Below are 20,546 nucleotides of genomic sequence, written 5' to 3' on the forward strand. Positions count from 1 at the left end.
GCCGAGAGGGCGCACGCGCGGAGGTCCTGAGGAACGAAGGACTGAGCACGGTCGACCGTCGGCGGACACCCCGGCGCCACGGAGGCGGACCGAGCGGGAACCTGCTCACCGGACGTCGGGGGCGAGGGACAGGAAGTGCCGCAGGTAGCGGGGGTTGGTGCGGCGCAGCGACAGCAGCACGTACAGGTCGGCGACGCCGAACTCGGCGTCGTGGGCGGGCGCGCCGCAGACCCAGGCGCCGAGGCGCAGGTACCCGCGCAGCAGGGGCGGCAGCTCGGTGCGGCCGGCGGGGCGGGCGACGCCGTCGGCGGACCAGAGCTTGTGCGGGGTGACCCAGTACTCCTCGGGGGCCAGGTGCTTGGCTCTGACCGTGTCCCAGGTGGCGGCGGCGAGGGCGCCGCCGTCGGCGAGCGGGAGGGAGCAGCAGCCGGCCAGCCAGGTGTGTCCGGTGCGGGTCATATAGCGGGCGATGCCGGCCCAGATGAGGGAGATCACGGCGCCGTTGCGGTGCGCGGGGTGGACGCAGGAGCGGCCGACCTCGACGAGGTCGTCGCGGACCGGGGCGAGCCGGGTGAGGTCGAACTCGCCCTCGGAGTACAGCCGCCCGGCGATGCGGGCGCGCTCGGGCGGGAGCAGCCGGTAGGTGCCGACGATGTCGCCGGTGGCCTCCTCCCGTACCAGGAGGTGGTCGCAGTAGGCGTCGAACTCGTCGGCGTCCAGGCCCGGTTCGGGCCCGTCGAGCCGGGCGCCCAGCTCTCCGGCGAACACCTGGTGGCGCAGCCGCTGGGCGGCGCGCACCTCCTCCTGCTCGCGGGCGAGCGCGACGACGTAGCGGGGCTGGGGCGCGGCGGGGCTCTCCAGCGTGGCGGCGGGGGATGCGGGCATGGCGGTCTCCTGTGCCGGAGGTAGGGACCCGGACCCTCGCTGCGGCGGCCCGGCCCCTTACTTCTTCCGTGGCCGGCTGGATTCCGCATGACCGTGCGGCGGAGCGAGGGTGTGCGCCTGCTGAATGCCCGGTACGCGAACACCCCGCGACGCGCGGCGCGCCGTGCGTGGCCGGTTTGCCCCCGCCGCTTGCGGGCGCGTGCCCCTCCCCCGCGTCGGGACGGGCGCCCCTGCCACGCGCTCACGCGCGGGCGGGCCCGGCTGCCCTGCGAACGCTCGTGGGCGGAGGCCCCCGCGGCCCGCCTACCCGGCCGCGCTCGTGGACCGAGACCCTGCGGCCCGCCCACCCGGCCGCGCTCGCGTGCCGAGGCCCCGCGGCCCGCTCACCCGGCCGCGCTCGCGTGCCGAGGCCCCGCGGCCCGCTCGCCCCGCGGCGCTCGCGTGCCGAGGCCCCGCGGCCCGCCTACCCGGCCGCGCTCGCGTGCCAAGGACCCCGCGGCTCGCCTGCCTCGCGGCGCTCAAGCGCCGTTGGCCCCTGGGCACACCCGGCCGGTTCCCTCCTCGCCGCTTACCGGCCGGTCCCCCCGCGCCGCGCGGGCGCGGGGCGCGGGGCGCGGCCAGGCGGCGGTTTGCCCCCGCCGGCCCTCCCCCTCCCCCCCGCTGCCCCTCACCCCGGCCCCGTCACCCCTCGCCGGTCAGGATGGCGGTGATTCTGGCCGAGGCTGCCTTGGCTGCGGGCTCGGGGGATCGGCCCTGGAGGACGGCGGTCATGTAGGGCTTGATGGGGTTGGCGGCCTCGACGGCGGCCCATTCCGGTGAGTTGGGTGTCGCACGGCCGCGTGCGGCGCCCGCGGCCATGGCGGCGGTGGCTTCCTGGCCGTCCACGGCGGCGGCCAGGGAGGCCTTGTTGGGGACGTAGTTCATGGTGCGGGCGAGGTCGGTCTGCCACTTCTCGCCGGCCAGCGCCGTGACGACGTCGATGGCGGCCTGCCGGTCCCGGGAGTTGAGCGGGACGATCAGGTCGGAGCCGCCGGTGAAGACCGCGCACGGCTTGCCGGCGGACTTGCCGGGGATGGGGAAGAAGCCGAGCTTGTCCTTGAGGGCCGGGTTCCGTTCCGTGATGGCGGCGGCGACGCTCGGTGGCGCGATGATCTGGGCGACGTCGCCCCGGGCGAAGACCTGGGCCTGGGGCGGGTTCTCCTCGTCGGCGTCCTCGGGGCCCTCGCCGAGTGCCTGGAGCTCCTTGTAGACGTCCATGCCGCGCAGGGCGGCGGCGGAGTCCAGGGCCCCGGTCCACTGGCCGTTCTTCCGGACGGCCAGCTCGCCCCCCTCGTCCCAGATGAAGCCGGCCAGGGTGTACCAGTCCTGCCCGGCGAGATAGATGCCCTGGGTGCCGCCGGGGCCGTCGTTGAGCTTCTCGGTGTCCTCCAGCCACTGCTCGCGGGTCTTCGGGGGCGTCTTGATCCCGGCCCGGTCGAACAGGTCCTTGTTGTAGACCACCACCCGGTTGGCCGCGTACCAGGGGATGCCGTACTGGGAGCCGTTGACCTTGCCGGGCTCGGCGAGGCCGGGCAGCCAGTCCTGGTAGCCGAGGTCGCGCACCGATTCGAGCGTCAGGTCGTACAGCAGCTCGGTCTCGGCGTACTGGGCGACCTGGGTGTTGCCGACCTCGATGACGTCGGGGGTGTCGTCGCTCTCCAGCGCGGCGGTGACCTTCTTGCCGATGCCGGTCCACTCCTGGAAGGTGACCTCCAGGTCGATGCCGGGGTGCTCCTTCTCGTACGCGGTGGTGAACCGCTTCAGGAAGTCGTCGGAGACGCTGCCCTTCATCAGCCACACGGTCACCGTGCGGGTGCCGGCCTTGTCGTCGCCGGGCAGGAGACCGCATCCGGTCAGGGCGGGCGCGGCCACGACGACGAGCGCGCAGGCGCACGCCAGGAAGCGCTTCTTCACGTAGGTCACCTTTTGCGTGTGCGTGAGGAGTGGACCCGACGTGGGGGGAAGCGAAGCGGGTTCGCCGCGGGCGTGATGGCTGGATTTTGGTATGGACCAAGTGGCGGGTCAAGGGTTCGCGGCAGGGGGTCGGCCGGGCGCCGCATGCCGTGCCCCATCGCCGCGCGGACCTCGGCGTGGTGGTGCACCGTGGAAGGAACGCACCACCGGGCGAACGAGGAGAGCTCCATGTCGCAGCACACCTACCGCGTCACCGAGATCGTCGGCACCTCGCACGAGGGCGTGGACCACGCGATGCGCAACGGCATCGCGCGCGCCTCCGAGACGCTGCGCAATCTCGACTGGTTCGAGGTGACGCAGATCAGGGGGCACATCGAGAACGGGCGGATCGCCCACTACCAGGTCGGCCTGAAGGTGGGCTTCCGTCTGGAGGAAGGCACCGAGGCGGCGGGCTGATCAGGTCCGGCCCTCCTTCTCCTGGGCCTCCACCAGTGCCTCGGAGCTCTCGGCCCAACGGGCCCGTACGACCCGGAAGCCCGCCCGTTCGGCGGCCTCGCAGACCAGTTCGTCGTCGTCGACGAGCATGCGGACCTCGCGGGTACCGGAGAGCCGGCGCAGGATCTCCAGCTTGGTGACCCGGGCCGGGCGGCGGTCCTGGTTGCCGCGCATGTGGAGCGGGCCCTCGGGCAGGCCGTGCTCGGCGAGCCAGGCGACCGTGTCGGCGCGGCACCGTTCGGGCCGTCCGGTGAGGTAGACGACGTCGCACTCCTCGGCCGCCTCCAGGCACAGCTCCACGCCCCGCGCGAGCGGCGGGTCCTTGGGGGCGGCGGCGAAGAAGGCGTCCCAGTCGCGTGGTTTGCGCTCCAGGAACCGCTGCCGGTGCCGGGCGTCGGAAAGTGTGTTGTCCAGGTCGAATACGGCCAGTGGCCTGCTCTTTCGCGTCACGGCCCCCAGCGTAGGGCCTGTCTTTTGGATCAGGCCGGATCAGCGAGTGGGGTCTGGGGTCCCCCCAGGCGAAGCCGAGGGAGCGTGCAGATGCAAGGCGGAGGAGGGAGCCACTGGGGAGCGCTGGCGACTGACGACAACGCCGCAGGGGGTCCCCCCGCCGAAGGTAGGGGGTGGGGGCACCCCCTGGCGAAGCTCAGGGGGAGCGTGCCAGGGCACGCGAACCCGGCAAGATCCGAAAGACGGGCCCTGTGGGAATCCCTGCCGGACGCAGGCGTTGAATCAGGGCGTGAGCTCATTGATCGCTGCGACGCGACTGTCGGTACTGGACCGCTCCCGCACCCGCGAGGGGCAGGACGGCCCTCGGGCGCTGCGGGACACCGTGGCCCTCGCCCGGGAGCTGGAGGCGCTCGGCTACCACCGCTTCTGGGTCTCGGAGCACCACGGCGTGCCGGGCGTCGCCGGTTCGGCGCCGACCGTGCTGGCGGCCGCCGTCGCCGCCGCGACCAGCACCATCCGGGTCGGCACGGGCGGGGTGATGCTGCCCAACCACCAGCCCTTGGTGGTGGCCGAGCAGTTCGGGGTGCTGGAGTCCCTCTTCCCGGGCCGGATCGACATGGGCCTGGGCCGTTCCGTCGGGTTCACGGACGGGATACGGCGGGCGCTGGGCCACGGCAAGAAGGACGCCGACGACTTCGCGGGGCAGTTGGACGAGCTGCTGGGCTGGTTCTCGGGCACGCAGACGGCGTACCCGCAGGTGCACGCCCGCCCGGCCGAGGGGCTGCGGGTGCCGCCGTACGTCCTGGCCACCGGCGAGGGCGCGGCCGTCGCCGCCGCGGCCGGGCTGCCGCTGGTGATAGGGGACCTGAAGGGCCGCTCGAAGGTGGTGGCCGCGATCGAGCGCTACCGCGCGGACTTCCGCCCCTCCGTCTGGTCGGCGGAGCCGTACGTCGTCGTGGCGGGCACCGTCGCGGTCGCGGCGACCGAGGAGGAGGCGGCGCGGCTGCTGATCCCGGAGGCGTGGTCGCTGGCGTACTCGCGCACCGAGGGCGTCTTCCCGCCGCTGGCGCCGCCGGAGCGGATCGAGCGCCTGACGATGACGGCCCGGCAGCGGGAGTTCTACGAGTCGGCGCTGCGCGGCCACATCCACGGCACCGAGGAGCAGGTGCGGGACGCGCTGGAGGAGGCCGTGAAGGAGACGGGTGCCGACGAGATCCTGGTCACGACCAGTACGTACGACCACGCCGCGCTGCTGGACTCGTACGCCAGGCTCGCCCGTCTCGCGGGTCTGACCAGCGTAAACGCCTAGACTGACGGTCATGCGAGGCCCTTACGACCATGATCCGTACGTCCGTGTCCGGGGCGCCCGGGAGCACAATCTGCGCGCCGTGGACGTGGACGTCCCACGGGACGCGATCGCCGTGTTCACGGGCGTGTCGGGGTCGGGCAAGTCGTCGCTCGCGTTCGGGACGATCTACGCCGAGGCGCAGCGGCGCTATGTCGAGTCGGTCGCGCCGTACGCGCGGCGGTTGATCCACCAGGTGGGGGCGCCGAAGGTCGGGGAGATCACCGGTCTGCCCCCGGCGGTGTCGCTGGAGCAGCGCCGCTCGTCGCCGGGCTCGCGGTCCTCGGTCGGTACGGTCACGACGCTGTCGAACTCGCTGCGGATGCTGTTCTCGCGGGCGGGCGACTACCCGGCGGGGGCGGAGCGGCTGGACTCGGACGCCTTCTCGCCGAACACGGCCGCCGGGGCGTGCCCCGAGTGCCATGGCCTGGGCCGCGTCCACCACACCGGCGAGGAGCTGCTGGTGCCCAACCCGGGCCTGTCGATCCGGGAGGGCGCGATCGCGGCCTGGCCGGGCGCCTGGCAGGGCAAGAACCTGCGGGACGTGCTCGACGCGCTGGGGTACGACGTCGACCGGCCGTGGCGGGAGCTGGCCCAGCAGGACCGGGACTGGATCCTGTTCACCGACGAGCAGCCGGTGGTCACGGTGCATCCGGTGCGGGAGGCGGGCCGTATCCAGCGCCCGTACCAGGGCACGTACATGAGTGCGCGGCGCTACGTCCTGCACACCTTCGCCGAGTCGAAGAGCCAGACGCTGCGGGCGAAGGCGGAACGCTTCCTCACCAGCGTGCCGTGCCCGGTGTGCGACGGCAGCCGGCTGCGGCCGGAGGCGCTGGCCGTCACCTTCGGGGGGCGGACGATCGCGGAGCTGGCGGCGCTGCCGCTGACCGCGCTGGCCGAGGTCCTCGCGCGGGACGCGGGCAGCGAGACGGCCCGCGTGCTGACCGCCGACCTGAGGGCCCGTATCGCCACCGTCACCGAGCTGGGGCTCGGCTATCTGAGCCTGGACCGCGCCACGCCGACGCTCTCCAGCGGTGAGCTGCAACGGCTGCGGCTGGCCACGCAGCTCCGCTCGGGCCTGTTCGGAGTGGTGTACGTGCTCGACGAGCCGTCCGCCGGTCTGCACCCGGCCGACACGGAGGCGCTGCTGGTCGTCCTGGACCGGCTGAAGGCGGCGGGCAACTCGGTGTTCGTGGTCGAGCACCACCTGGACGTGGTGCGGCACGCGGACTGGCTGGTGGACGTGGGTCCCCGGGCGGGCGAGCACGGCGGGCGGGTGCTGCACAGCGGCCCGCCGGAGGGGCTGCGCGGGGTGGCGGAGTCGGCGACGCGCCGGTTCCTGTTCGACCGGGGGCCGGTGCCGGCGCGGTCGGTGCGGGAGCCGTCCGGGTGGCTGAGGCTCGGCCCGGTCACGCGGCACAATCTGCGGGCCCTGGAGGCGGAGCTGCCGCTGGGCGTCCTGACGGCGGTGACGGGCGTGTCCGGTTCGGGCAAGTCGACGCTCGTGGGTGAGCTGACGGGCGAACTTCCGGGCGTGGGCCGTGTGGTGACGGTTGACCAGCGCCCGATCGGCCGGACCCCGCGCTCGAACCTGGCGACGTACACGGGTCTGTTCGACGTGGTGCGCAGGCTGTTCACGGGGACGGACGAGGCGCGGGCGCGCGGCTACAGGGCGGGCCGGTTCTCGTTCAATGTGGCGGGCGGGCGGTGCGAGACGTGCCAGGGCGAGGGTTTCGTATCGGTGGAGCTGCTGTTCCTGCCCAGTACGTACGCGCCCTGCCCGGACTGCGGCGGTGCCCGGTACAACCCCGAGACGCTCGATGTGCGGTACCGGGGGCGGAACATCGCCGAGGTGCTGGACCTGACGGTGGAGGCGGCCGCGGAGTTCTTCGCCGACGCCCCCGCCGCCGTACGCAGCCTGCGTGCCCTGCGGGACGTGGGGCTCGGGTACCTGCGGCTGGGGCAGCCGGCGACGGAGCTGTCGGGCGGCGAGGCGCAGCGCATCAAACTGGCCGCCGAGCTCCAGGGGGTGCGCCGGGGGCACACCTTGTACGTGCTGGACGAGCCGACGACCGGGCTGCACCCGGCCGATGTGGAGGTGCTGATGCGCCAGTTGCACGGGCTGGTGGACGCCGGCCACTCGGTGGTGGTCGTCGAGCACGACATGGACGTGGTGGCCGGCGCGGACTGGGTGGTCGACCTGGGCCCGGGCGGTGGCGACGCGGGCGGCCGGATCGTCGCCACCGGCCCGCCGGCCGAGGTGGCGGGTGCGGCGGCCGGCCGCACCGCGCCGTACCTCGCGGCGGCCCTGCGGGGCTAGCCTCGCGGGCGGTGCGTCGCCCCGGCATCTGCTCGCCGTCCTCGACGCCGAAGCCACGGCTCTGTGTACACGGCGGGCCGGAACAACGCGCTGGTCGAACTCCCCCAATCGCTCCTACGATCCCGGCATGACGAATACGGCGTGGCGCGTCGCTCTCGGCGTGGTGGCCTCCAGCGCGTTCTTCTGGGCAGTCGCCGGGGCCGTTGACCTGGGGCTGGTGCGAACCCGTAAGGGCTACACCCTCCCTGACGGCGGAGAGTGGTACACCCTTGCCCTGTTCGCCGGATTCATCGTCGCCTACTTCAGCGTGGCCTCCCTCACCGATACGACCGCCGGTCGGCACGCGGCGCTGGTCCCGGCGGCGGGCGCCTGGTTCGGTGCCGTCTCGTGCCTGCTCATGGGCCAGCAGACGCGGCACTGGGTCGCCGCCGCCGTCATGGCACTGATCGGATCTGCCCTGACGCTCATTGTTCACCTACGGAATCGCGCACGGCGTGCCCGGCTTGGCGCGGACGCCCCGGCTCGGCCTCCGCTGTCGCGTGGGCGGTAGTCCGAGGACCACGCACAACGATGTCTGAATTCCGCGAGCAAGATGCGTATGTACTGATCATGCTGGCGGTATGACGATGCCATGTACCGCAGACTCGGTAACAGTCCTCACCGGCATGTACGCGGCTGAGGCGGAGTACCTGGCGGCCGGAGGGCCTGGCGAGGCTTCGTTCGACTTGCTCGCCCCCTTCTTCGCGCCGAATGTCGAACTGCACCAAGCGGATGCTCTGCCCTATGGAGGTACGTGGCGTGGGCACAGCGGAATGACGCGGTTCTTCCTCGCGATGGGACAGGTCTGGGAGACGTTCGACATGGTGGAGCAGGAGTTCCTCGCCACCGGTGAGACCGCGGTCGTGCTCACTCAGGTCCGTGCTCGCGCTCGTGCGACAGGTCGGGAACTCAGCTTCCCGATCCTGCAAACGATCACGGTCAAGGACGGGCGGATCACCGAGGTCCGTCCGTTCTACTGGGACACTCAGGCCATCGTCGACGCCTGTGCCGCGTCCGCGCCGACAGCCTGAGGCCGAATGCACATCAGATGCCGCCGCGTCCACACCGGCGGACGGCCCGGCTTGATGCCCTGCGGCAGCAGCGGCTCAAGCCGGGCCCCTGGCCGTTCGTCAGGCCCTCCGCCCCATGGAGCGTGGCCGTCCCACGACCAGGACCGATTTCGCGACAGACCTTAGGCGGCCGTGTCGTAGGTGTAGTGCCGGGTGTGGTCGAGCATGTCCGCCGGGGTGACGTCGTTCCACGGGCGCATGGTGTCGTTCAGGTCGACGACGTTCGGTGTGCCGGCGGTGGGCAGGTACCCCGACCGGGGGTGACGGGCCTGCCAGTCGGCCCACAGCTTGTCGATGAAGGCGTGGTGGAGCCAGAAGACCGGGTCGTTGGGGGACGCTCCGGTGGCCATGTGGCCGCCGACCCACACGTGGACGCGGTTGTGGAGGTTGGCGCCGCGCCAGCCCTCCAGGTGGTTGCGGAAGCCGTCGGACGCGCTGTTCCAGGGCGCCATGTCGTACGTCTCCATGGCGAGGACGGCGTCCACCTCGGCGCGGGTGGGGAGTTGGCGGCCGCCGGCCCCGAGGGCGCGGCGGAGGTAGTCGCGGCCGTCGACCCGCACGGAGAGGGTCCAGCGGTTGGTGGAGCGGGCGAACGGCCCGTCCATGACCTGGCCGTCGCGGGCGCGCCCGGTGCCGCCGAGGAAGTCGGGGGCCCACAGGGAGGCGCCGGGGGTACGGTCCGCGGTCCAGTCCCAGTACGGCAGGGCGACGGCCGGGTCGACGGCCTGGAGCGCCTGCTCGAACTGGAGGAGGAAGCGGCGGTGCCAGGGCAGGAAGGACGGCGAACGGTGGCCGACCCGGTCGCCGTTGTCGGTGTCGCTCATGATGAAGGCGTTGTGCGTGGTGACGAACGTGTCGTACTGGCCGGTGCGCTTGAGCTCCAGCACGGCGTTGACGAAGCCGCGCTTCTCGGCGGCGGTGAGCTGGGCCTGGTTCTTGCGTACGGTCATGGTGGTGCGGCTCCGGGTTCCTGATCAGGCGGTGGCGAGGGGCACGAGCGGGGCGCCCTGGAGTTCACGGACGGCGGCCCGGGCCACGGCGCGGGGCGTGGCGAGCGGCTCGTAGTGGTTGATCACGCTGATCCAGGTGCCGTCGGCGTTCCGCATGACGTGCAGTTCCTCGCCGTCGATCCGTACGGCGTAGCCGCCGCCGTGTCCGCCGTGCCCCCCGCCCCCGTGGTGGCCGCCGTGCGAGGGCGCTCCCTGTATGCGGCGCCCCTGGTAGATCTCGTCGAACGCCTCCGGCCCGGTGCCCGGACGGGCCGACGCGGCCGAAGCCTGGTCGGGCGCGGTGATGGCACGCCCGGCGGCGAGGCCCGCGGCGGCCGAGGCGGCGACGCCGAGGGCGCGGCGGCGCGTGATGCTGGACATGGGTAACCCCCTGAGTTCTGCGGTGGTCGATTTCCGCCGGGGGCGTGGTCAGGTGCCCCCGGCACGGCCATGCCTATCCGGGGGTTGTCGGAGCCTGGAATTCCGCGGGGGCCGGTTGGCCGTGATACGGACAACTCGCCATCTAAAGTGCAGAATTGAACGAAGTTGATCTTGTTGTGGGCGCGCACAAGGAAGCCCCGGAACGAAAGTCTTGCGGAGAATGTGACAACTCCGTGAAGAATCTTCCGTCCCGGGGCGACAGGGGTGGCACGGCTCACGGCCGGAGAGTGTCCGGAATCAGTTGCGGCGCGGCGCCTTGCGCGTGGCCCGCAGCCACTCCTTGTTCATGGCCGCGATCGACGGCAGCGGGATGCCCTTCGGGCAGGCGGTGGCGCACTCACCGGTCAGGGTGCAGCCGCCGAAGCCCTCCTCGTCCATGACCCGGACCATGTCCAGGACGCGGGTCTCCCGCTCCGGCGCGCCCTGCGGGAGCACATTGAGGTGGTTGACCTTCGCCGAGGTGAAGAGCATCGCCGAGCCGTTCGGGCAGGCCGCCACGCACGCGCCGCAGCCGATGCACTCGGCGTGCTCGAAGGCGAAGTCGGCGTCCGCCTTGGGGACGGGCGTGGCGTGCGCCTCCGGGGCCGATCCGGTGGGGGCGCTGATGTAGCCGCCGGCCTGGATGATCCGGTCGAAGGCGGAGCGGTCCACCACCAGGTCCTTGACGACCGGGAAGGCGGAGGCCCGCCACGGCTCGACGTCGATGGTGTCGCCGTCCTCGAACGCCCGCATGTGGAGCTGGCAGGTGGTGGTGCGCTCGGGGCCGTGCGCGTCGCCGTTGATGACGAGCGAGCAGGCCCCGCAGATGCCCTCCCGGCAGTCGTGGTCGAAGGCGACGGGGTCCTCACCCCGGAGGATCAGCTCCTCGTTGAGGGTGTCGAGCATCTCCAGGAACGACATGTCCTTGGAGATGCCGTCCACCTCGTAGGTGGCCATGGCGCCGGGGGCGTCGGCGTTCTTCTGGCGCCAGACGCGCAACTTGAGCCTCATGCGTAGCTCCGCTGGGTGGGGTGGACGTACTCGAAGACGAGGTCTTCCTTGTGCAGGACGGGAGCGTCACCGGTACCCGCGAACTCCCAGGCGGCGGCGTAGGCGAACTCCTCGTCCTTGCGGGCGGCTTCGCCGTCCGGCGTCTGGGACTCCTCGCGGAAGTGGCCGCCGCACGACTCGGTGCGGTGCAGGGCGTCGAGGCACATCAGCTCGGCCAGCTCCAGGTAGTCGACGACGCGGTTGGCCTTCTCCAGCGACTGGTTGAGCTCCTCTCCCGTGCCCGGGACCTTGATCCGGCGCCAGAACTCCTCCCGGATCTGCGGTATCCGGTCGAGCGCCTTGCGCAGCCCGTCCGCCGTGCGGGCCATGCCGCAGAACTCCCACATCAGCTCGCCCACCTCGCGGTGGAAGGAGTCCGGGGTGCGGTCCCCGTCGACCGCCAGCAGGAGGTTCAGCCGGTCCTCGGTCTCGGCCATGACCTCCCGTACGGCCGGGTGGTCGGGGCCGACCCGCTCGCTCCGGGGGTTGCGGGCGAGGTAGTCGTTGATGGTGGACGGCAGGACGAAGTACCCGTCGGCCAGGCCCTGCATCAGCGCGGACGCGCCGAGCCGGTTGGCGCCGTGGTCGGAGAAGTTGGCCTCGCCGATCGCGAACAGGCCGGGGACGGTGGTCTGGAGGTCGTAGTCGACCCACAGGCCGCCCATCGTGTAGTGCACGGCGGGGTAGATCCGCATCGGCACCTCGTACGGGTTCTCCGCGGTGATCCGCTCGTACATGTCGAAGAGGTTGCCGTACTTCTCCTCCACCTTGGCCCGGCCCATGCGGCGGATGGCGTCGGCGAAGTCCAGGTAGACCCCCTGGCCGCCGGGGCCGACGCCGCGGCCCTCGTCGCAGACGTTCTTGGCGGCGCGGGAGGCGATGTCGCGCGGGACGAGGTTGCCGAAGGACGGGTAGATCCGCTCCAGGTAGTAGTCCCGCTCGTCCTCGGGGATCTCGTTCGGCGGCCGCCGGTCGCCGCGCGCCTTCGGCACCCAGATGCGGCCGTCGTTGCGCAGCGACTCGCTCATCAGGGTCAGCTTGGACTGGTGGTCGCCGGTGCGCGGGATGCAGGTGGGGTGGATCTGGGTGAAGCAGGGGTTGGCGAAGTACGCGCCTCGCCGGTGCGCCCGCCACACGGCGGTGGCGTTGGAGTTCATGGCGTTCGTCGACAGGTAGAAGACGTTGCCGTAGCCGCCGGACGCCAGGACCACCGCGTCCGCGAAGTGGGTGGAGATCTTCCCGGTGACGAGGTCACGGGCGACGATGCCGCGCGCCCGCCCGTCGATCACGATCAGGTCGAGCATCTCGGTGCGCGGGTGCATCTCCACGTTGCCCGCCGCGATCTGCCGGGAGAGCGCCTGGTAGGCGCCGAGCAGGAGCTGCTGGCCCGTCTGGCCGCGGGCGTAGAAGGTGCGGGAGACCTGGACGCCGCCGAAGGAGCGGGTGTCGAGGAGGCCGCCGTACTCGCGGGCGAAGGGCACGCCCTGGGCGACGCACTGGTCGATGATCTCGACGGAGATCTGCGCGAGGCGGTGCACATTGGACTCGCGGGCCCGGAAGTCGCCGCCCTTGACGGTGTCGTAGAAGAGGCGGTGGATCGAGTCGCCGTCGTTGCGGTAGTTCTTGGCCGCGTTGATGCCGCCCTGCGCGGCGATGGAGTGGGCGCGGCGCGGTGAGTCCTGGTAGCAGAACTGGACGACGTGGTAGCCCTGCTCGGCCAGGGTCGCGCCGGCGGAGCCGCCCGCGAGGCCGGTGCCGACGACGATGATCGTGTGCTTGCGGCGGTTGGCCGGGTTGACCAGTCGCGCCTCGAAGCGGCGCTTGTCCCAGCGCTCGGCGATGGGGCCCTGGGGCGCCGCCGTGTCGGTGACGGGAGCGCCGATCCTGTAGTCGAGGTAGCTCATGTCAGCTCACCACTCCGGTCATGACGGCGACGGGTACGGAGATGAAGCCCGCGGTCAGCACGAGCGCGAGGACGTTGGCGAGGGTCTTGAGCGCCCGGTCGCGCCGCGCGTTGCCCACGCCGAGGGTCTGGGCGGCGGACCAGAAGCCGTGCCGGATGTGCAGGCCGACGGCGAGCATCGCCACGATGTAGATGACGTTGCCGTACCAGGTGGAGAAGGTCGCGACGACGTTCTCGTACGGATGGCCCGGCTGGGCGTTCGGGTTCACGGTCAGCGTCGTCAGGTCCAGGATGTGCCAGACGATGAACAGCGCCACGATCACGCCGCCCCAGCGCATGGTGCGGGTCGCGTAGCTCGCGCGGCGGCGCTTGTGGACGTACGCGGTGGGGCGGGCCTTGAGGTCGCGCCTGCTGAGCTGGTACGCGGAGACGCCGTGGGCGATCACGGCGGTGAGCAGCACCACGCGGGCGATCCACAGGCCCCACTCGTAGTGCAGGACGGGCTCGCCCATGGTGCGCAGCCAGTGGCCGTACGCGTTGAACTCGCCGGGGCCGAAGAAGACCTTCAGGTTGCCCATCACATGCGCCACGAGGTAAGCGATCATGATCAGGCCGCTGACGGCCATGACCGTCTTCTTACCGACGGTCGATCCCCAGAACGTGCGCGTGAGGGACGGTTGTCGATCCGTCCGGGTTGCCAGAGCCATGGCTCCGACGCTAGGGGTGGACCGGGCCAGAGGTCCAAGACATGGTCCGGCTGATCTCCATAGAGGATGCCTATGGAGACGGCTAGGGTGGGTGCCATGCAGTTCCAGCAGCTCCTGTACTTCGTGGCGGTGGCCGAGACCCGGCACTTCACCCGGGCCGCCGAGCGCGTCCACGTCTCCCAGCCGTCGCTGTCCCAGCAGATCAGGGCGCTGGAGAAGGAGCTGGGCGCCGAGCTCTTCAGCCGGGCGCGCGGCAACATCGCGCTCACCGACGCCGGCGAGGCGCTGCTGCCGCTGGCCCGCCGCATCCTGGCCGATGCCGACACCGCCCGCCACGAGGTGCAGGAGCTGGCGCAGCTCAAGCGCGGGCGGGTGCGGCTGGGGGCGACGCCGAGCCTGTGCACCGGGCTGCTGCCCGATGTGCTGCGCGCCTTCCACGACCTGCACCCGGGCATCCAACTGCTGATCGAGGAGAGCGGCTCCCACGACCTCGTACGGGAGCTGGCGCGCGGGTCGCTCGACCTCGCCCTGGTGGTGCTGCCCTTGCCGACCCCGTCACCGGCGCTGACGACCGTGGAGCTGCTCCACGAGGACCTGGTCGTCGTCTCCTCGGCGGCGGCGCCCGCCCCTCGGCGGCCGGTGCGGATCGCCGATCTGGAGGGGCAGCCGCTGGTGATGTTCCGGCATGGCTACGACCTGCGGGAGCTGACGGTGGCGGCGTGCCGCGCGGAGGGGTTCGAGCCGTCGTTCACGGTGGAGGGCGGCGAGATGGACGCGGTGCTCGGCTTCGTCCGGGCGGGGCTGGGCGTGGCGGTGGTGCCCGCGATGGTGGCGGCGCGGGCCGGGCGGGACCTCAGGGTCACGGCGCTGGCGCGGCCGGGGCTGCGGCGCACGATCGGGCTGGCGCACCGCAGCGACGTGGCGCCGCCACGGGCCGCGCGGGAGCTCCAGCGGCTGCTGCTGGCGCGGCGGGGCTGAGCGGCCGGCCCACAGACTCCCGTATCGGCGGCGGACGCGCCTGAGTACGCGTACTCACCTCATCTGCGTCGCTCGGCGCTGACGCGGCCGGGCGGCGTTCCCGACGATGGGGCGACTCGAACCCGCGTCGGAAGAGGTGTCCATGGGCCGTGACTTGCAGCTCCGTACCGCCACCGCAGAGGATCTTCAGTGGATCCACGAACTGCGTCACCGGGTGTACGCACAGGAGTTGGGCCAGCACGCGCCCGACCCGGCCGGCCGGCTCCGCGACGGGCTGGACGGCGACAACGTCTACCTGGTCGCGGCGCGCGGCGCGGACCGCATGGGCTTCGTCAGCCTGACGCCGCCCTGGCTGGGACGGTACGCGCTCGACAAGTACGTGAGCCGTGACGAGTTGCCGCTGCTGGACGGGGCCGACCTGTTCGAGGTGCGCATCCTGACCGTCGAGCCGCGCTGGCGGTCGACCGCGGCGGCGGCGCTGCTGATGTACGCGGCGCTGCGCTGGATCGCCGCCCGGGGCGGCCGCCGGGTGGTGGCGATGGGGCGCACCGAGCTGCTGCCCATGTACCAGGCCGCGGGCCTGCGCCCGGTCGGACGTACCGTCCACAGCGGTGCGTTGACGTTCGAGGTGCTCACCGGTGACGTGGCCGGGCTGACGAGGGCAACGATGGACCGTTACGGCACGATGCTGGAGCGCCTGCGGTCCCAGGTGGACTGGGGGCTCGACGTGCCGTTCGCGCCCCGGCCGGACGGGTGCGAGCACGGCGGCGCCTCGTTCACCGCCATCGGCACGGACTTCCGCAGTCTGGGGCGGCGCCACCGGGTCGTCGCCGCCGACGTGCTGGACGCCTGGTTCCCGCCGGCCCCCGGGGTGCGGGCGGCGCTCGCGGACGATCCGGGCTGGGCGGCCCGGACGTCGCCGCCCACCGGCGCCGAGGGCCTGGTGGCGGAGATCGCCGCGGCCCGGGCGCTGCCCGCCGGGACGCTCGCGGTCGGCGCCGGCTCCTCCGACCTGATCTTCCGGGCGTTCGGCCAGTGGCTGACCCCGGACAGCAGGGTGCTGCTGATGGACCCGGGCTACGGCGAGTACGCCCACGTCACCGAGCGGGTGATCGGCTGCCGGGTGGACCGGTTCCGGTTGCGCCGCGAGGACGGCTGGCGGATCGATCCCGCCCGGCTGTCCGCCGCCGTCGGCTCCGGGCGCTACGACCTCGTGGTCGTGGTCAACCCGAACAACCCCACCGGACGCCACGCACCGGCCGCGGAGCTGCGCTCGGTGATCGCCACCGCGCCGACCCGGACCCGCTGGTGGATCGACGAGGCCTACCTGGGCTACGTCGACATGGCCGAGTCGCTCGCCGGACTCGCCGCGACGGACCCGCGGGTGGTGGTGTGCAGCTCGCTGTCGAAGATGTACGCCCTGTCGGGTGTGCGGGCCGCCTATCTGGTGGCCGAGCCGGTCACCGCGGCGCGCCTGCGCCGGTGGACGCCGCCCTGGCCGGTCAGCCTCCCGGCACAGCTCGCCGCGGTGGCGGCCCTGCGCGACCCGGCGTACTACGGCGAGCGCTGGCTGCGCACCCACGCGCTGCGCCGGCGGTTGGCCGCCGATCTGGCCGGGCTGGACGAGGCCGTGGTGGTCGAGGAGGGCGTGGCGAACTTCCTCAGCCTCACCCTGCCGGCCGACGGGCCGAGTGCCGCACGGCTGGTCGACGAGTGCCGCCGTCACGACGTGTACCTGCGCGACCTGTCGCCGCTGTCGCCGGAGTACGAGGGGCGCACCGTGCGCGTCGCGGTCAGGGACACCGCCGAGAACGCGCGCATCGTGGCCGCCTGCGGGGCCGCCCTGGACGTGCTGCGGCCGGGTCGCGTGGCGTTCGGTGCGCTGCCCCTGGGCGTTCCCGCCGCCGGATCCGCCCGGTGATCACCGTGGCGTCGCTGGCGCCCTGCCTGGGCGGGGCGCTGGTGCTCAGCGGCATCGCGGTGGCGGCGTCCCGGCGCCGCGAGCTGCTGATCCGGTGGTGCGCCTGGGCGGTCGGAGTACCCCTGGTCACCGCCGCGTTCTGGTGGGGCCGCCCCGGCACCGCGGCCATCGCCGGCCTGGTCGGGGTGATCGCGGTGCTGGAGTACGGCGGTCTGCTGCGGCTGGGCCGGGTGGACCGGGCGGTGCTGGCCGCGGCGGTGGTGGGCGTGGTGCTGGCCGCCTGGCTGGCGCCCGGGGAGGTGCTCCGGGTGGTCGCGATCGGGGCGCTAGCGGTGGCCGCGGTACCGCTGGTGGCCGGTGACGCCGAGCACGGCCTGCGCCGGCTCGGTGCCGGCCTGCTCGGGCTGGCCTGGCTGGGGGTGCTGGCGGCGCTGGTGCCGCTCGGGGCGAGCGCGCTGGCGCTGTTCGTGGCGGTGTCGGTCGCCGACATCGTGGCGTATTTCGCCGGCCGGCGACTGGGCGGGCCGAAGCTGTCGCCGCTGTCACCGGCCAAGCGGTGGAGCGGAACCCTGGCCGGGGCGGCGGCCGGTGTCGGCGCGCTGGCTGTGCTGTCGGCGCTGAGCTGGCCGATGGCGGTCGCGGTGGCGGTCGGCGGCCCGGCCGGCGACCTCCTCGAATCGATGGTCAAGAGGGGTGCGGGGGCGAAGGACGCCGGCAGTTGGCTGCCGGGCTCCGGGGGCCTGCTGGACCGGATCGACTCGCTGCTGGTCGCGCTGGCGGTCCTGCTCGTGCTGCGCTGACCCGCGCCGTCCGTACCCGCCCCGGCCCGCGCTCATCCACGCTGTGCGGATCTGGCCGGCCCGCGCTCACCCGCACGTCCGTACCCGGCCCGGCCCGCGCTCACCCACGCTGTGCGGATCTGGCCGGCCCGCGCTCACCCGCGCCGTACGTACCGCTGCCGGCCTGTGCTGCCCCCCGTCGGTCCGGCCGGGCCGGGAGGCGGCCCGCCCACACCGACGGAGGGTCACACCGCGTCGGCGAGAACCAGCGCGTGGATGCGGTCCGGGGCGCCGGGTCTCGCGTAGTACCAGCCCTGGGCCGTGTCGCAGCCCAATTCGCGCAACTGCTCGGCCTGTGCGCCCGTTTCGACGCCCTCAACCGTCACCGCGAGCTCCAGGCTGTGCGCCAGCGAGACGATCCCTTCGACGATCTTCAGGTCGACGGGGTCGATGGGCTGCTGCTGCATGCTCTGGGTGAAGGAGCGGTCCAGTTTCAGCACGCTGACCGGCAGCCGGCGCAGGTTGGCCAGGTTGGAGTAGCCGGTGCCGAAGTCGTCCAGGGCTATGTCCACGCCCATCTCGGCCAACTGCCGCAACGGCTTGAGCAGGTCCTCGTCGGCGCCGATCAGCGCGGACTCGGTGACCTCCAGGCACAGCGCGCCCGGGTCGAGTCCCGAGCGCTCCAGTACGTCGACGGTGTCGGCGACCAGGTTCGGGTGGTGGAGCTGCGTCGGCGACAGGTTGACGTTGATGCGCAGGGGGCCGCCGTCGGTGTGGCGCCGGTTCCAGAACCGGGCCTGGCGCACCGCCTCCTGGAGCACCCAGCGGCCGAGCGGCACGATCAGCCCGGTGTGCTCGGCGAGCGGGATGAACCGGTCGGGGCCGAGCACGCCGTGCTGCGGGTGGCACCAGCGCACCAGCGCCTCTGCGCCGTGCACGCTGCCGTCGCCGAGGTGCACCAGCGGCTGGTACTCGATGAAGAACTCGCCCCGGTCCAGGGCCGCGGGCAGCGCGGTGGTCAGGCCGTGCCGGGTGATGGCGCGGGCATCGGCCTCGGGGTCGGCCCGCTCGAACCGGTTGCCGCCCGCCGATTTGGCCCGGTACATGGTGATGTCGGCGCTGCGCAGCACCTCCGCCGGGCCGCGTTCGCCCGCGGGTCCCTCGACGACGCCGACACTGCCGCGCACGGTCAGCTCGCGGCCGTCCAGCCGGACGGGCGTGGCGAGGGCGGCGAGGATGCGGTGGGCCAGCTCGTCGGCCTGCTGCTCGGTGTCCGTGCCGGTGGTGAGCGCGACGAACTCGTCGCCGCCGAGGCGGGCCACCATCTCCCCCGGCCCGGTCGCGACCGACTGGAGCCGGTCGGCGACCTCGACGAGCAGCCGGTCGCCGGCCGCGTGGCCGAGGCTGTCGTTGATGGCCTTGAAGCCGTCGAGGTCGAGGTAGCACAGCCCGAAGCGGGTGCCGTCACCGGACGACAGCACCTTGTCGAGCCGTTCGAAGAACAGCGTGCGGTTGGGCAGCCCGGTGAGCGCGTCGTGCGTCGCCTCGTACCGCAGCCGGAGGTTGAGCAGCCGGCGCTCGGTGGTGTCCTCCATCAGCGCGAGCTGGTACTGGGGGCGGCCCTCGGGGTCCCGCAGCAGGGAGACCGTCAGGTTGGTCCACAGGACCGTGCCGTCGCCCCGGTAGAACGGCTTCTCGACCTGGAAGTGGTCGCGTTCGCCGCGCACCAGCTCCCCGTACAGCTTCCAGACGTGCGGGGCGTCCTCGGGGTGGACCCACTCGCTGACCTTGCGGCCCTTGACGTGGTGTTCCAGGCCGCCGAACATGCGGGTGAGGGCGCCGTTGACCTCCAGGATGTTGCCCTCCAGGTCGGCGATGCCGATGCCGATGGCCGCGTCCTCGAAGACCGCGCGGAAGCGGGCCTCGGTGGCGTGCAGGGCCTGTTCGGCGAAACTGCGCGCCGACAGGGCCGAGCGGGCGATGGCCTCCTGCTCGGTGAGGGTGCGTTCGCGCAGCGCCTGGGCGAAGCCGGCCGCCAGCGCGTGCTGGAGGCGGGCGCAGCGGGCCCGCAGCTCCTCCACGGCGGCACCCTCCCCGTCGCCCCCGCAGTACAGCACCAGGTAGGAGTCGACCACACCGAGACTGCGGCTGAGCGCGTCCGGGTCGGTGCAGTGCGCCGCGACCAGGGCGGCGCCGACGCGGTGCGCGGGCGCCGGGTCGAACGGCCGCGCGTGCAGGGCGTCGCTCAGGTCCCGGGCCAGCGGCAGCAGGTGCCGCTCGATCTCGGAGCGGGTGAGCGAGGTGGCCGTGACGGGGAAGATGGCCCGGCTCCAGATGGTCGCGAACCTCTGGAGTCTGTCCTCCAGGACGTCCGGTTCCGCGGCGGAACCGGGTGCCTGTGCCGGCATGCTCACGCCTTGCGCCCCACCCCTGCGAAGCCCGAGAAGGCGTATGGATCCTCCTGGTCGACGGGGTTCTCGGGGCGCCACTCCGGCATCGCCACGAGACCCGGTTCCACCAGCTCGAAACCGTCGAAGAAACGCGCCACTTCGTCGCGGCCGCGCATGACCAGGGGGCTGCGGATGTCGTTGTAGACGCCCACGGTGCCGCTCACCCGCTCCTGAGGCAGCGGGACGCCCTCGTAGGAGGCGTGGGTGAGGACCAGGAGGCTGCCCGGCGCGAGGGCGTCGCGCAGTTCGGCGAGCGCCCGGTGCGGCTCGTCGGTGTCCTGGACGAAGTGCAGTACGGCGACGAGGAGCAGGGCGACCGGCCGGTCCAGGTCCAGCAGGGCGCCGGTCTCGGGGGCGGTGAGGATGTCCTGCGGCTTGCGCAGGTCGGCGGCGACGACGCCGGCGTTGTCGTTGCCCTCCAGCACGGCCGCGCTGTGGGCGACGGCGACCGGGTCGTGGTCGACGTAGACGACGCGGGCTTCGGGGCTGGCGGCCTGGGCGACCTCGTGGACGTTGCCGAAGGTGGGGATGCCGGAGCCTATGTCGAGGAACTGGGTGACGCCCTCACCGACGGCGTACCGTACCGCCCGGCGCATGAACGCACGGTTGGCCTGCATGATTTTGGGAAGGCCCGGCATGAACTCCATGGCTTTGCGGGCCGCTTCCCGGTCCACCTCGAAATTGTGCGAGCCGCCCAGGTAGAAGTCGTAAATGCGGGACACGCTCGGCACCGAAATGTCGATGCCCGGCGGGGCCCAGGCGGGACGCTCCATCGATGTCTCCAACAAGTCG

At 72.7% G+C, this 20,546-nt stretch carries 18 protein-coding genes; 8 read left to right on the forward strand and 10 right to left on the reverse strand.

Going from position 1 to position 20,546, the window contains the following annotated elements:
• Window positions 1–105 precede the first annotated feature (105 nt).
• Both ACZ46W_RS01015 and ACZ46W_RS01020 read right to left on the reverse strand, forming a co-directional pair.
• The gene (locus tag ACZ46W_RS01015) at window positions 106–885 is read right to left on the reverse strand and encodes a GNAT family N-acetyltransferase (protein WP_468329301.1); all 780 of its coding nucleotides are present in this window, start codon (window positions 883–885) and stop codon (window positions 106–108) included.
• Window positions 886–1,566: 681 nt separating this feature from the next.
• Window positions 1,567–2,838 (reverse strand): extracellular solute-binding protein, encoded by a 1,272-nt coding sequence (locus ACZ46W_RS01020; protein WP_468329304.1) that lies wholly within the window; start codon window positions 2,836–2,838, stop codon window positions 1,567–1,569.
• Window positions 2,839–3,066: 228 nt separating this feature from the next.
• Here ACZ46W_RS01020 and ACZ46W_RS01025 point away from each other — a divergent pair, with 228 nt between their 5' ends.
• Complete coding sequence (locus ACZ46W_RS01025) at window positions 3,067–3,294, forward strand: dodecin (protein ID WP_366126009.1); 228 nt, start codon at window positions 3,067–3,069, stop codon at window positions 3,292–3,294.
• Here the strand turns inward: ACZ46W_RS01025 and ACZ46W_RS01030 are convergent, their stop codons facing one another.
• Window positions 3,295–3,783, reverse strand: coding sequence for a phosphatase domain-containing protein (locus tag ACZ46W_RS01030; protein ID WP_468329308.1), 489 nt, complete (start codon window positions 3,781–3,783; stop codon window positions 3,295–3,297).
• 298 nt (window positions 3,784–4,081) lie between these two features.
• Between ACZ46W_RS01030 and ACZ46W_RS01035 the strand changes: the two genes are divergently transcribed.
• From ACZ46W_RS01035 to ACZ46W_RS01050, 4 genes are all read left to right on the forward strand, one after another.
• Window positions 4,082–5,092, forward strand: a complete 1,011-nt coding sequence (locus ACZ46W_RS01035; protein WP_468332338.1) for an MsnO8 family LLM class oxidoreductase — start codon at window positions 4,082–4,084, stop codon at window positions 5,090–5,092.
• A gap of 10 nt (window positions 5,093–5,102) precedes the next feature.
• Window positions 5,103–7,448, forward strand: a complete 2,346-nt coding sequence (locus tag ACZ46W_RS01040; protein ID WP_468329310.1) for an ATP-binding cassette domain-containing protein — start codon at window positions 5,103–5,105, stop codon at window positions 7,446–7,448.
• A gap of 127 nt (window positions 7,449–7,575) precedes the next feature.
• Entirely contained in the window at window positions 7,576–7,998 is a 423-nt protein-coding gene (locus ACZ46W_RS01045) for a hypothetical protein (RefSeq protein ID WP_468329313.1), read from the forward strand.
• Between the two features lie 70 nt (window positions 7,999–8,068).
• Entirely contained in the window at window positions 8,069–8,518 is a 450-nt protein-coding gene (locus ACZ46W_RS01050) for a nuclear transport factor 2 family protein (RefSeq protein WP_468329316.1), read from the forward strand.
• Window positions 8,519–8,679: 161 nt separating this feature from the next.
• Here ACZ46W_RS01050 and melC2 read toward each other — a convergent pair whose 3' ends face one another.
• The 5 genes from melC2 to ACZ46W_RS01075 form a co-directional block, all read right to left on the reverse strand.
• Window positions 8,680–9,507, reverse strand: a complete 828-nt coding sequence (melC2, locus tag ACZ46W_RS01055; protein WP_468329319.1) for a tyrosinase MelC2 — start codon at window positions 9,505–9,507, stop codon at window positions 8,680–8,682.
• A gap of 24 nt (window positions 9,508–9,531) precedes the next feature.
• Window positions 9,532–9,927 carry an apotyrosinase chaperone MelC1 gene (melC1, locus tag ACZ46W_RS01060; protein WP_468329322.1) on the reverse strand — a complete coding sequence of 132 codons (396 nt, stop codon included), beginning with the start codon at window positions 9,925–9,927 and terminating at the stop codon, window positions 9,532–9,534.
• A gap of 297 nt (window positions 9,928–10,224) precedes the next feature.
• Window positions 10,225–10,977: a succinate dehydrogenase/fumarate reductase iron-sulfur subunit gene (locus ACZ46W_RS01065; protein WP_468329325.1), complete on the reverse strand. Its 753-nt coding sequence runs from the start codon at window positions 10,975–10,977 to the stop codon at window positions 10,225–10,227.
• On the reverse strand, window positions 10,974–12,920 hold the full coding sequence (locus ACZ46W_RS01070; protein WP_468329328.1) for a fumarate reductase/succinate dehydrogenase flavoprotein subunit: 1,947 nt from the start codon (window positions 12,918–12,920) through the stop codon (window positions 10,974–10,976). The genes ACZ46W_RS01065 and ACZ46W_RS01070 overlap by 4 nt, the downstream gene beginning before the upstream one ends.
• A gap of 1 nt (window position 12,921) precedes the next feature.
• Entirely contained in the window at window positions 12,922–13,626 is a 705-nt protein-coding gene (locus ACZ46W_RS01075) for a succinate dehydrogenase cytochrome b subunit (RefSeq protein ID WP_468329331.1), read from the reverse strand.
• A gap of 96 nt (window positions 13,627–13,722) precedes the next feature.
• On the opposite strand from ACZ46W_RS01075, the gene ACZ46W_RS01080 reads away from it, so the two are divergent.
• The 3 genes from ACZ46W_RS01080 to ACZ46W_RS01090 all read left to right on the forward strand — a co-directional run bounded on the left by ACZ46W_RS01080 (window position 13,723) and on the right by ACZ46W_RS01090 (window position 17,325).
• Window positions 13,723–14,604 carry a LysR family transcriptional regulator gene (locus ACZ46W_RS01080; RefSeq protein WP_468329334.1) on the forward strand — a complete coding sequence of 294 codons (882 nt, stop codon included), beginning with the start codon at window positions 13,723–13,725 and terminating at the stop codon, window positions 14,602–14,604.
• Window positions 14,605–14,746: 142 nt separating this feature from the next.
• On the forward strand, window positions 14,747–16,525 hold the full coding sequence (locus tag ACZ46W_RS01085; RefSeq protein ID WP_468329337.1) for an aminotransferase class I/II-fold pyridoxal phosphate-dependent enzyme: 1,779 nt from the start codon (window positions 14,747–14,749) through the stop codon (window positions 16,523–16,525).
• Window positions 16,522–17,325 (forward strand): phosphatidate cytidylyltransferase, encoded by an 804-nt coding sequence (locus ACZ46W_RS01090; RefSeq protein WP_468329340.1) that lies wholly within the window; start codon window positions 16,522–16,524, stop codon window positions 17,323–17,325. The genes ACZ46W_RS01085 and ACZ46W_RS01090 overlap by 4 nt, the downstream gene beginning before the upstream one ends.
• 224 nt (window positions 17,326–17,549) lie before the next feature.
• Here the strand turns inward: ACZ46W_RS01090 and ACZ46W_RS01095 are convergent, their stop codons facing one another.
• Complete coding sequence (locus tag ACZ46W_RS01095) at window positions 17,550–19,718, reverse strand: putative bifunctional diguanylate cyclase/phosphodiesterase (RefSeq protein ID WP_468329343.1); 2,169 nt, start codon at window positions 19,716–19,718, stop codon at window positions 17,550–17,552.
• Window positions 19,715–20,527: an SAM-dependent methyltransferase gene (locus tag ACZ46W_RS01100; RefSeq protein WP_468332340.1), complete on the reverse strand. Its 813-nt coding sequence runs from the start codon at window positions 20,525–20,527 to the stop codon at window positions 19,715–19,717. The genes ACZ46W_RS01095 and ACZ46W_RS01100 overlap by 4 nt, the downstream gene beginning before the upstream one ends.
• Window positions 20,528–20,546 lie beyond the last annotated feature (19 nt).

The organism is Streptomyces sp. NPDC031064 (genome assembly GCF_055570965.1).

Coding starts and splice junctions, on each gene's coding strand:
- ACZ46W_RS01050 (WP_468329316.1), top strand. CDS start 8,069: ATGACGATGCCATGTACCGCAGACTCGGTAACAGTCCTCACCGGCATG.
- ACZ46W_RS01045 (WP_468329313.1), top strand. CDS start 7,576: ATGACGAATACGGCGTGGCGCGTCGCTCTCGGCGTGGTGGCCTCCAGC.
- ACZ46W_RS01070 (WP_468329328.1), bottom strand. CDS start 12,920: ATGAGCTACCTCGACTACAGGATCGGCGCTCCCGTCACCGACACGGCG.
- melC1 (WP_468329322.1), bottom strand. CDS start 9,927: ATGTCCAGCATCACGCGCCGCCGCGCCCTCGGCGTCGCCGCCTCGGCC.
- ACZ46W_RS01015 (WP_468329301.1), bottom strand. CDS start 885: ATGCCCGCATCCCCCGCCGCCACGCTGGAGAGCCCCGCCGCGCCCCAG.
- ACZ46W_RS01085 (WP_468329337.1), top strand. CDS start 14,747: ATGGGCCGTGACTTGCAGCTCCGTACCGCCACCGCAGAGGATCTTCAG.
- ACZ46W_RS01065 (WP_468329325.1), bottom strand. CDS start 10,977: ATGAGGCTCAAGTTGCGCGTCTGGCGCCAGAAGAACGCCGACGCCCCC.
- ACZ46W_RS01040 (WP_468329310.1), top strand. CDS start 5,103: ATGCGAGGCCCTTACGACCATGATCCGTACGTCCGTGTCCGGGGCGCC.
- melC2 (WP_468329319.1), bottom strand. CDS start 9,507: ATGACCGTACGCAAGAACCAGGCCCAGCTCACCGCCGCCGAGAAGCGC.
- ACZ46W_RS01075 (WP_468329331.1), bottom strand. CDS start 13,626: ATGGCTCTGGCAACCCGGACGGATCGACAACCGTCCCTCACGCGCACG.
- ACZ46W_RS01025 (WP_366126009.1), top strand. CDS start 3,067: ATGTCGCAGCACACCTACCGCGTCACCGAGATCGTCGGCACCTCGCAC.
- ACZ46W_RS01080 (WP_468329334.1), top strand. CDS start 13,723: ATGCAGTTCCAGCAGCTCCTGTACTTCGTGGCGGTGGCCGAGACCCGG.
- ACZ46W_RS01100 (WP_468332340.1), bottom strand. CDS start 20,527: ATGGAGCGTCCCGCCTGGGCCCCGCCGGGCATCGACATTTCGGTGCCG.